Source organism: Flavobacteriales bacterium, from assembly GCA_016715895.1.
Taxonomy (GTDB): Bacteria; Bacteroidota; Bacteroidia; order Flavobacteriales_F; family PHOS-HE28; genus PHOS-HE28.
The window spans coordinates 96,146-107,911 of sequence record JADJXH010000004.1; the positions used below are offsets into that span (position 1 = coordinate 96,146).

2 protein-coding genes are annotated in these 11,766 nt (G+C 68.3%); one reads left to right on the plus strand and one right to left on the minus strand.

Going from position 1 to position 11,766, the window contains the following annotated elements:
• Positions 1-2: 2 nt before the first annotated feature.
• Positions 3-2,537 (minus strand): TonB-dependent receptor plug domain-containing protein, encoded by a 2,535-nt coding sequence (locus IPM49_09130; protein ID MBK9274688.1) that lies wholly within the window; start codon positions 2,535-2,537, stop codon positions 3-5.
• 232 nt (positions 2,538-2,769) lie between these two features.
• Between IPM49_09130 and IPM49_09135 the strand changes: the two genes are divergently transcribed.
• Complete coding sequence (locus tag IPM49_09135; GenBank protein ID MBK9274689.1) at positions 2,770-11,754, plus strand: hypothetical protein; 8,985 nt, start codon at positions 2,770-2,772, stop codon at positions 11,752-11,754.
• Positions 11,755-11,766: the final 12 nt, after the last annotated feature.

Sequence of the window (11,766 nt, forward strand, 5' to 3'; positions counted from 1 at the left end):
GATCAGAAACCGATGCTCAGCATGGCGAAGTAGGTGCGACCGAACAGGTAGCTCAGGCGCGGGGGGAACTTGTCGATGTCCATCCGTTCGTACCGCAGCTGTTCGAAGCCGCCCACGACGAAGTCCTGGTTGTTCAGCAGGTTGCTCACGGACACGTTCAGGGCGATGCGGTACTTGCGCTGCACCAACCACGACTTGCCGCCGAACAGGTCCAGGGTGAAGGCGTTGTCGAGCTTGGTCTGCTCCAGCAGTTCGTTCCACTGCGGGTCCTCCACCACCAGGCCTTCGAGGGCCTCGGCGGTACGTCGGTCCGGGTTCGGGTCCAGGTAGATGTCGGCGAAGTAGTTCGCCGTCAAGCTGATGAACCAGAACTTGGGGCTGTTGTACCGGAGGCCGAGCGAGCCGGCGGTCTGGGGCATCCCGCCCACGCGGTAGTTGGTCCAGTACACGGTCCGATCGGTGGCGAACACCTCCTCGCTGTTGTCCCGGGTGATGGTGGCCTGTGGACGGCTTGTGTACACGAACCGGCCGGTGCCGAGCACGGCGTTCACGCTGAGCGTGGAGGTGACGTTCGCTTCCAGGCCCAGCTCCAGGCCGGTGTGCCGTTGGTCCACCCCGCGCATGGTGTAGTTCACCAAGGTGAGGTACTCGTCGTGGAAGAACGAGCGGGCCCACACCTGATCGGCGATGTTGGCGAAGTACGCGGTGGCGCGTCCCTTGAGCCGGGGGAAGCGCACCACGTAGCTCAGGTCGGCGCTGGTCACCTTCTCGGTGGTGAGGCCGGGCACCACGGCATCACGGGTGCGTGGCGACAGATAGGCCCAGCGGGCCAGTGGCGGACGCGTGAGGTAGGCCCCGTTGAGGGTGACGAACTGCCGGCCGCTGAACTTGTACACCACGCCGGCCTTCAGGCCGTAATGAAGGAAGCCCTGCACCTCCGACCTGCCGAACGAGTTGTCCGGGAAGCGGCCGTTGACCATGAAGCCTTCCCGGAAGAACGACTGGTGTCCCAGCATCCCGGACACATAGGCCTCCACCTGCTGCCAGCGGCGCTCGAACTGCACGAAACCCGTGGCCTGGCGCACATGCATGTCGTAGTCGTGCCCGAACCGCTCGCCCACGGTGATCACCGCGTTGGGGCGGTTGAGGTCGTTCTGCGCCACGGCGGGATCGGCGGACACCTGATCGGCGAACTGGTCCACATCCACCCAGAAGTCGCCGCCGAGCAGGTCGTCCACCACGCGGTAATTGTGCGTCACATGGTCGTGATACCCCAGGCTGGCGGTGAGCTGTGTGCGCTCATCCAGGGCTTTGGACCACACGCTGTTGAGGCCGAAGCGGCGCGGGTCGTTGCGCTGGTCCTCCACGATGTACTTGCTGCGGTTGCCGGTGATGTTGAGGCCGGCGATGCCATCGGCGTTCTGCACCGTGTACAGGTTCTTGCTGTTGGCGAAATAGAGCTGGTCCCAATCGATCTGGCCGGTGCTTCCGTTCTGCCAGGCCTCGGTGAGGCGCGCGGCCTCCGCGGGATCCGTCTCCGTGTAGTAGCTGGGCAGGTAGCGGTAGTAATCCGGGCGCGGGTCCCGCGCATCGAACCAGTTGATGTTGGTCTGTGCGTCACGCCCGGCGGTGTAATAGAGGCTCGTGGTCCAGGTGGTGTGTTCGTCCGGGGTGAAGTAGTGCGTGAGGATGGCCATCGGCTTATGGTCATAGCTCACGCGGGCGTTCCGCTTCTCGCCGTTCTGATAGCCCCAGAAGGGGTTGTAGTAGTTGTCGCCGGTGAGGTCGTAGGCCTCCTGCACGGCGAGGCCCTGGCGGCCCTGGCGGATGGGGGCGCCGAAGCCGGTGAAGCCGATGCGATGCCGGTCGTTCAGCTTCTTCTCCACGCTGAGGAAGTAGGCCGCGGCGTTGAAGAAGGTGCCTTCGGCGTACCCCTCGTTGGCGTAGCGCCAGCTGGCGGAGGCGCTCACCGCCCAGCCGTTCTTCATCATCCCGGTGCTGTGGGTCAGCATCACCCGATGGTCGTAGGCGCGGTTGCTGAGGGCGTAGGAGATGCGCGTGCCGCGGCGCTGATCGCTGGCCCGGGCATTGATGGCCGAATACCCGCCGATGCCGGCGAACACCAGGCGCGAGGCCGACAGGCCGGTACGGATCTCCATGTAGCGCGTCACATCGTTCAGGCCGCCCCATTGGCTCCACGTGGCCCAGCCGGCCTCCGGGTCGTTCACCATGATGCCGTTGATGAGCACCGAGGTGTTCTCCCCGTCGAGCCCGCGGATCCGGAAGCGCGCCGGCCCCCAGCTCAAGCCTGCGGTGGAGGCGAACACATCACGGGATGACTGCAGGATGCCTGAGATGTCCTGGGAACCGAGCTCGGACTCCAGATCGCTGGAGGTGACCGTGTACACCGGCACACGCTCCTGCATGGCACCTGATGAGTCCCGACGCACCCCGATGTCCAGGGAGTCCACGACCTGGGCGGAGAGGGAGCTGGGAAGAGCAAGGAGCAGAAGGGAGAAGGCGAGCGAACCGGACACCGGCTTGACGCGTCCTAACGTCCCCAAGGGTCGAATGGCCGGCTTCACACGATCGGATAAGGGCGGCAAAAGTACGGTTTGCCCGCCGCATCCCCGGGTTACGGGGATGTTAACGATGGCCCCTCCGGGTTCGACGTCGTTCAACACGGCGCTGTGCATGACAAGTCACTGGATTTCAGCGACTACAAACCGTACCTTCGCCGGTTGACCCGCAGGCGCTCCTGCCCCACCCATGAGGCACCCCATCCTCCCTTGGCCACCGACGCTCCGCCTGGCGGGCGCAGTGCTTGCCTTGGCACTGGGTGGCCCGGTCGGCGCGAACCACTACTCCGGGGGCAGCATCACCTACGAGTGTTTGGGCGGCAACCAGTACTTGGTGAACCTGGACCTTTTCGTGGACTGCTCCGGGGTGGACCCGATCCCGCAGAACCTGACCTTCCAGAGTGATTGCGGCACCACGTTCACGCTGAACGCGCTCCCGGTCCCGCCGGGTACGGAGGTGTCGCAGCTCTGCCCCTCCTCCCTGCCCAACAGCACCTGCAATGGCGGGGCCCTTCCAGGCATCGAGCACTACCAGTTCCAGACGGTGGTGAACCTGGCCGCCTGCGACGACTGGACGATCAGCTGGTCGATCTGCTGCCGGAACACGACGGTGAACCTGGTGGGCACACCGGGCATGTATCTGGAGGCCGTCCTGGACAACGCCACGGCCCCGTGCAACAACTCGCCGGTCTTCTCCGACCTGTCCATCCCATACGTGTGCGCAGGCCAGACGGTCAACTATAACTACGGGGTCACCGAACCGGATGGGAACACCATGGTGTTCTCGCTGATCAATGCACGGTTCGCGGCGCCGGCACCCACCGCCGTACTATATGCGGGAGCGTATACCGGAGCTGCTCCGATCAACGGGATCACGCTTGATCCGACCACCGGCCAGCTCACCTTCAATGCCGCCCTTCAGGGCAATTACGTGGTCACGGTGCTGGTGCAGGAATTCGATGCCAACGGGGTCCTCATCGGTTCGGTCATGCGCGATCAGATGTTCGTGGTGATGAACTGCACGGGCGATGCGCCCACCACGGCAGGGCTCGTGAACAACACGGCAGGGCTTCTCCTCGGAAGCAATTCGATCGAGGTCTGCGACGGGGAGGCGTTCTGCGTGGACGTGGTCTTCGTCGATGCGGATCCCGGCACGGTGCTGACCTTGACCTCCAACGCGACCGCCCTGCTGCCCGGAGCCACCTTCACGGTCACAGGCACGAATCCGTCAACGGGCACGCTTTGCTGGACGGGTGACATCTCCAATACACCGGTGAACGTGTATGTGGAGGCCAGTGATGGGAATTGCCCCATCGAGAACGTCGCATCCACCTCCATCAACATCATCTCCACCCAGGGCGGTGGTCCGTTACCGGATGCCGGAACGAACGGGGTCCTGAACCTCTGCGCCACCAGCGGCAATGCGAACCTGTTCGCCAGCCTGGGTGGCACACCGGACGCAGGCGGCACCTGGCAGGGACCGGGCGGTGTGCCGCACAGCGGCACCTTCGTACCGGGTACCGATCCGGCCGGGCTCTACACCTACACGGTCGGGAACTCGTGCCTGAACGCGACGGCCACGGTGAACGTGGTCGTGAACCCGGCGACCAACGCCGGCACCAACGGCAACCTCACGGTCTGCAGCGATGGGGCTGCGGTGAGCCTCTTCGCACAGCTGGGTGGCGCCCCACAGGCCGGCGGTGCCTGGGCCGGACCCAGCCCGGTGGTGGGCGGCGCCTACGACCCGGCCACCATGACGCCCGGCGTGTACACCTACACGGTGAACGGCGTGGCGCCCTGCACCAACGCCCAGGCCACCGTCACTGTCGTGGAGAACCCGGCGACCAACGCCGGCACCAACGGCAACCTCACGGTCTGCAGCGATGGCGCCGCGGTGAGCCTCTTCGCCCAGCTGGGTGGCGCCCCACAGGCCGGCGGTGCCTGGGCCGGACCCAGCCCGGTGGTGGGCGGTGCCTACGACCCGGCCACCATGACGCCCGGCGTGTACACCTACACGGTGAACGGCGTGGCGCCCTGCACCAACGCCCAGGCCACCGTCACTGTCGTGGAGAACCCGGCGACCAACGCCGGCACCAACGGCAACCTCACGGTCTGCAGCGATGGCGCTGCGGTGAGCCTCTTCGCCCAGCTGGGTGGCGCCCCACAGGCCGGCGGTGCCTGGGCCGGACCCAGCCCGGTGGTGGGCGGCGCCTACGACCCGGCCACCATGACGCCTGGCGTCTACACCTACACGGTGAACGGCGTGGCGCCCTGCACCAACGCCCAGGCCACCGTCACTGTCGTGGAGAACCCGGCGACCAACGCCGGCACCAACGGCAACCTCACGGTCTGCAGCGATGGCGCCGCGGTGAGCCTCTTCGCCCAGCTGGGTGGCGCCCCACAGGCCGGCGGCAGCTGGACCGATCCGCTGGGCAACGCGCACAACGGCAGCTTCGATCCGGCGGTGGATGCGGCCGGTTTCTACACCTACACCCTCGCTGCGGTGGCACCCTGCCTCGGCGACTTCAGCACCGTTACGGTCACCGTGACCTCGACGCCGGATGCTGGTGTGGATGGCGCGATCACCGTGTGCGACCAGGGCGCGGCCGTGGGCCTCTTTGCGCAGTTGGGCGGCACACCCGATGCCGGCGGCAGCTGGACCGATCCGCTCGGCAACGCGCACAGCGGTTCCTTCGATCCCAGCACCGACCCAGCAGGCGTTTACACCTACACCCTCGCTGCGTTGGCGCCCTGCCTCGGCGATGCGAGCACTGTCACGGTCACCGTGACCTCGACGCCGGATGCTGGTGTGGACGGTGCGATCACCGTGTGCGACCAAGGTGCTGCCGTGGGGCTCTTCGCGCAGTTGGGCGGCACGCCCGATGCCGGCGGCAGCTGGACCGATCCCTTGGGCAACGCGCACAGCGGCAGCTTCGATCCGGGCACTGATCAAGCAGGTGTCTACACCTACACGCTGGCGGCCACCGCGCCGTGCCTGGGCGATGCGAGCACCGTCACGGTCACCGTCACCAGCACGCCGGACGCTGGTGCGGACGGCGCGATCACCGTCTGCGACCAAGGCGCGGCCGTGGGGCTCTTCGCGCAGTTGGGCGGCACGCCCGATGCCGGCGGCACCTGGACCGATCCGCTGGGCAACGCGCACAGCGGCAGCTTCGATCCGAGCACCGATGCGGCCGGCGTCTACACCTACACCCTCGCTGCGTTGGCGCCCTGCCTGGGCGATGCGAGCACCGTCACGGTCACCGTCACGAGCACACCGGACGCTGGTGCGGATGGCGCGATCACCGTGTGCGACCAGGGTGCGGCCGTGGGCCTCTTCGCGCAGCTCGGCGGCACGCCCGATGCCGGCGGCAGCTGGACCGATCCGCTCGGCAACGCGCACAGCGGTTCCTTCGATCCCAGCACCGATGCGGCCGGTGTCTACACCTACACCCTCGCTGCGTTGGCGCCCTGCCTGGGTGATGCGAGCACCGTCACGGTCACCGTCACGAGCACACCGGACGCTGGTGTGGACGGCGCGATCACCGTCTGCGACCAAGGCGCGGCCGTGGGCCTCTTCGCGCAGCTCGGCGGCACGCCCGATGCCGGTGGCAGCTGGACCGATCCCCTCGGCAACGCACACAGCGGTTCCTTCGATCACAGCACCGATGCGGCCGGTGTCTACACCTACACCCTCGCTGCGTTGGCGCCCTGCCTGGGTGATGCGAGCACCGTCACGGTCACCGTCACGAGCACACCGGACGCTGGTGTGGACGGCGCGATCACCGTCTGCGACCAGGGTGCGGCCGTGGGCCTCTTCGCGCAGCTCGGCGGCACGCCCGATGCCGGCGGCAGCTGGACCGATCCGCTCGGCAACGCGCACAGCGGCAGCTTTGATCCGGCGGTGGATGCGGCCGGTGTCTACACCTACACGCTGGCGGCCACCGCGCCGTGCCTGGGTGATGCGAGCACCATCACGGTCACCGTGACCTCGACGCCGGAAGCTGGCGTGGATGGCGCGATCACCGTCTGCGACCAGGGTGCGGCGGTGGGCCTCTTCGCGCAGCTGGGCGGCACGCCCGATGCCGGCGGCAGCTGGACCGATCCGCTCGGCAACGCGCACAGCGGCAGCTTCGATCCGAGTACCGATGCGGCCGGTGTCTACACCTACACGCTGGCGGCCACCGCGCCGTGCCTGGGTGATGCGAGCACCATCACGGTCACCGTGACCTCGACGCCGGAAGCTGGCGTGGATGGCGCGATCACCGTCTGCGACCAGGGTGCGGCGGTGGGCCTCTTCGCGCAGCTGGGCGGCACGCCCGATGCCGGCGGCAGCTGGACCGATCCGCTCGGCAACGCGCACAGCGGCAGCTTCGATCCGAGTACCGATGCGGCCGGTGTCTACACCTACACCCTCGCTGCGTTGGCGCCCTGCCTCGGTGATGCGAGCACCGTCACGGTCACCGTGACCTCGACGCCGGACGCTGGTGTCGATGGCGCGATCACCGTGTGCGACCAGGGTGCTGCCGTGGGGCTCTTCGCGCAGCTCGGCGGCACGCCCGATGCCGGCGGCAGCTGGACCGATCCGCTCGGCAACGCACACAGCGGCAGCTTCAATCCCAGCACCGACCCAGCAGGCGTTTACACCTACACCCTCGCTGCGTTGGCGCCGTGCCTCGGTGACTTCAGCACCGTCACGGTCACAGTGACCTCGACGCCGGACGCTGGTGTCGATGGCGCGATCACCGTCTGCGACCAAGGTGCTGCCGTGGGGCTCTTCGCGGAGCTCGGCGGCACGCCCGATGCCGGCGGCAGCTGGACCGATCCGCTCGGCAACGCACACAGCGGCAGCTTCGATCCCAGCACCGACCCAGCAGGCGTTTACACCTACACCCTCGCTGCGTTGGCGCCGTGCCTCGGTGACTTCAGCACCGTCACGGTCACAGTGACCTCGACGCCGGACGCTGGTGTCGATGGCGCGATCACCGTCTGCGACCAAGGTGCTGCCGTGGGGCTCTTCGCGGAGCTCGGCGGCACGCCCGATGCCGGCGGCAGCTGGACCGATCCGCTCGGCAACGCACACAGCGGCAGCTTCGATCCCAGCACCGACCCAGCAGGCGTTTACACCTACACCCTCGCTGCGTTGGCGCCCTGCCTCGGTGATGCGAGCACCGTCACGGTCACCGTGACCTCTACGCCGGACGCTGGTGTCGATGGTGCGATCACCGTGTGTGACCAAGGCGCGGCCGTGGGGCTCTTCGCGCAGCTCGGCGGCACGCCTGATGCCGGCGGCACCTGGACCGATCCGCTCGGCAACGCGCACAGCGGCAGCTTCGATCCCAGTACCGACCCTGCAGGTGTGTACACCTACACCCTCGCTGCGGTGGCGCCCTGCCTCGGCGACTTCAGCACCGTCACGGTCACCGTGACCTCGACGCCGGACGCTGGTGCGGACGGCGCGATCACCGTGTGCGACCAGGGTGCGGCCGTGGGCCTCTTCGCGCAGCTCGGCGGCACGCCCGATGCCGGCGGCAGCTGGACCGATCCGCTCGGCAACGCGCACAGCGGTTCCTTCGATCCCAGCACCGATGCGGCCGGTGTCTACACCTACACCCTCGCTGCGTTGGCGCCCTGCCTGGGTGATGCGAGCACCGTCACGGTCACCGTCACGAGCACACCGGACGCTGGTGTGGACGGCGCGATCACCGTCTGCGACCAAGGCGCGGCCGTGGGCCTCTTCGCGCAGCTCGGCGGCACGCCCGATGCCGGTGGCAGCTGGACCGATCCCCTCGGCAACGCACACAGCGGTTCCTTCGATCACAGCACCGATGCGGCCGGTGTCTACACCTACACCCTCGCTGCGTTGGCGCCCTGCCTGGGTGATGCGAGCACCGTCACGGTCACCGTCACGAGCACACCGGACGCTGGTGTGGACGGCGCGATCACCGTCTGCGACCAGGGTGCGGCCGTGGGCCTCTTCGCGCAGCTCGGCGGCACGCCCGATGCCGGCGGCAGCTGGACCGATCCGCTCGGCAACGCGCACAGCGGCAGCTTTGATCCGGCGGTGGATGCGGCCGGTGTCTACACCTACACGCTGGCGGCCACCGCGCCGTGCCTGGGTGATGCGAGCACCATCACGGTCACCGTGACCTCGACGCCGGAAGCTGGCGTGGATGGCGCGATCACCGTCTGCGACCAGGGTGCGGCGGTGGGCCTCTTCGCGCAGCTGGGCGGCACGCCCGATGCCGGCGGCAGCTGGACCGATCCGCTCGGCAACGCGCACAGCGGCAGCTTCGATCCGAGTACCGATGCGGCCGGTGTCTACACCTACACGCTGGCGGCCACCGCGCCGTGCCTGGGTGATGCGAGCACCATCACGGTCACCGTGACCTCGACGCCGGATGCTGGTGTCGATGGCGCGATCACCGTGTGCGACCAGGGTGCTGCCGTGGGGCTCTTCGCGGAGCTTGGCGGCACGCCCGATGCCGGCGGCAGCTGGACCGATCCGCTCGGCAACGCGCACAGCGGTTCCTTCGATCCCAGCACCGATGCGGCCGGTGTCTACACCTACACGCTGGCGGCCACCGCGCCGTGCCTGGGTGATGCGAGCACCATCACGGTCACCGTGACCTCGACGCCGGATGCTGGTGTCGATGGCGCGATCACCGTGTGCGACCAGGGCGCCGCCGTGGGGCTCTTCGCGCAGCTCGGCGGCACGCCCGATGCCGGCGGCAGCTGGACCGATCCCCTCGGCAACGCGCACAGCGGTTCCTTCGATCCGAGCACCGATGCGGCCGGTGTCTACACCTACACGCTGGCGGCCACCGCGCCCTGCCTCGGCGATGCGAGCACCGTCACGGTCACCGTCACCAGCACACCTGATGCGGGCATCGACGGTGCGGTCACCGTCTGCGACCAAGGCGCCGCCGTGGGGCTCTTCGCGCAGCTCGGCGGCACGCCCGATGCCGGCGGCACCTGGACCGATCCCCTCGGCAACGCACACAGCGGTTCCTTCGATCCGGGCACCGATCAGGCAGGCATCTACACCTACACCCTCGCTGCGTTGGCGCCCTGCCTCGGCGATGCGAGCACCGTCACGGTCACCGTCACCAGCACACCTGATGCGGGCATCGACGGTGCGGTCACCGTCTGCGACCAAGGCGCCGCCGTGGGGCTCTTCGCGCAGCTCGGCGGCACGCCCGATGCCGGTGGCGCCTGGACCGATCCCCTCGGCAACGCACACAGCGGTTCCTTCGATCCGGGCACCGATCAGGCAGGCATCTACACCTACACCCTCGCTGCGTTGGCGCCCTGCCTCGGGGATGCGAGCACCGTCACGGTCACCGTCACCAGCACACCTGATGCGGGCATCGACGGTGCGATCACCGTCTGCGATCAGGGCGCGGCCGTGGGGCTCTTCGCGCAGCTCGGCGGCACACCCAATGCCGGCGGCACCTGGACCGATCCCTCGGCAACGCGCACAGCGGGAGCTTCGATCCGAGCACCGACGCTGCGGGCGTGTACACGTACATACTGGCGGCCACCGCACCGTGCTTGGGTGATGCGAGCACCGTCACGGTCACCGTCACGAGCACGCCGGACGCTGGTGTGGACGGTGCGATCACGGTTTGTGATGCGGGTGCGGCCGTCGGGCTCTTCGCGCAACTCGGCGGCACGCCCGATGCCGGTGGCAGCTGGACCGATCCCCTCGGCAACGCGCACAGCGGCAGCTTTGATCCGAGCACCGATCAGGCAGGCATCTACACCTACACCCTCGCTGCGTTGGCGCCCTGCCTCGGCGATGCCAGCACCGTCACGGTCACCATCACGAGCACGCCGGACGCTGGTATCGATGGTGCGATCACCGTCTGCGACCAAGGCGCGGCCGTGGGCCTCTTCGCGCAGCTGGGCGGCACGCCCGATGCCGGCGGCAGCTGGACCGATCCCCTCGGCAACGCGCACAGCGGCAGCTTTGATCCGAGCACCGATGCGGCCGGTGTCTACACCTACACCCTTGCTGCGTTGGCGCCCTGCCTCGGCGACTTCAGCACCGTCACGGTCACCGTCACAAGCACGCCCGATGCGGGCATCGACGGTGCTGTCACCGTCTGCGACCAGGGCGCCGCCGTGGGGCTCTTCGCGCAGCTCGGCGGCACACCCGATGCCGGTGGCAGCTGGACCGATCCGCTCGGCAACGCGCACAGCGGTTCGTTCGATCCGGGCACCGATGCGGCCGGTGTCTACACCTACACCCTTGCTGCGTTGGCGCCCTGCCTCGGCGACTTCAGCACCGTCACGGTCACCGTCACAAGCACGCCCGATGCGGGCATCGACGGTGCTGTCACCGTCTGCGACCAGGGCGCCGCCGTGGGGCTCTTCGCGCAGCTCGGCGGCACGCCCGATGCCGGCGGCACCTGGACCGATCCCCTCGGCAATGCGCACAGCGGGAGCTTCGATCCGAGCACCGACGCTGCGGGCGTGTACACGTACATACTGGCGGCCACCGCACCGTGCTTGGGTGATGCGAGCACCGTCACGGTCACCGTCACGAGCACGCCGGACGCTGGTATCGATGGTGCGATCACGGTTTGTGATGCGGGTGCGGCGGTCGGCCTCTTCGCGCAGCTCGGCGGCACACCCGATGCTGGCGGCACCTGGACCGATCCCCTCGGCAACGCGCACAGCGGTTCCTTCGATCCGGGCACCGATCAGGCAGGCATCTACACCTACACCCTCGCTGCGTTGGCGCCCTGCCTCGGGGATGCGAGCACCGTCACGGTCACCGTCACCAGCACACCCGATGCGGGCATCGACGGTGCGATCACCGTCTGCGATCAGGGCGCGGCCGTGGGGCTCTTCGCGCAGCTCGGCGGCACACCCAATGCCGGCGGCACCTGGACCGATCCCCTCGGCAACGCGCACAGCGGGAGCTTCGATCCGAGCACCGACGCTGCGGGCGTGTACACGTACATACTGGCGGCCACCGCACCGTGCTTGGGTGATGCGAGCACCGTCACGGTCACCGTCACGAGCACGCCGGACGCTGGTGTGGACGGTGCGATCACGGTTTGTGATGCGGGTGCGGCCGTCGGGCTCTTCGCGCAACTCGGCGGCACGCCCGATGCCGGTGGCAGCTGGACCGATCCCTCGGCAACGCGCACAGCGACAGCTTTGATCCGAGCACCGA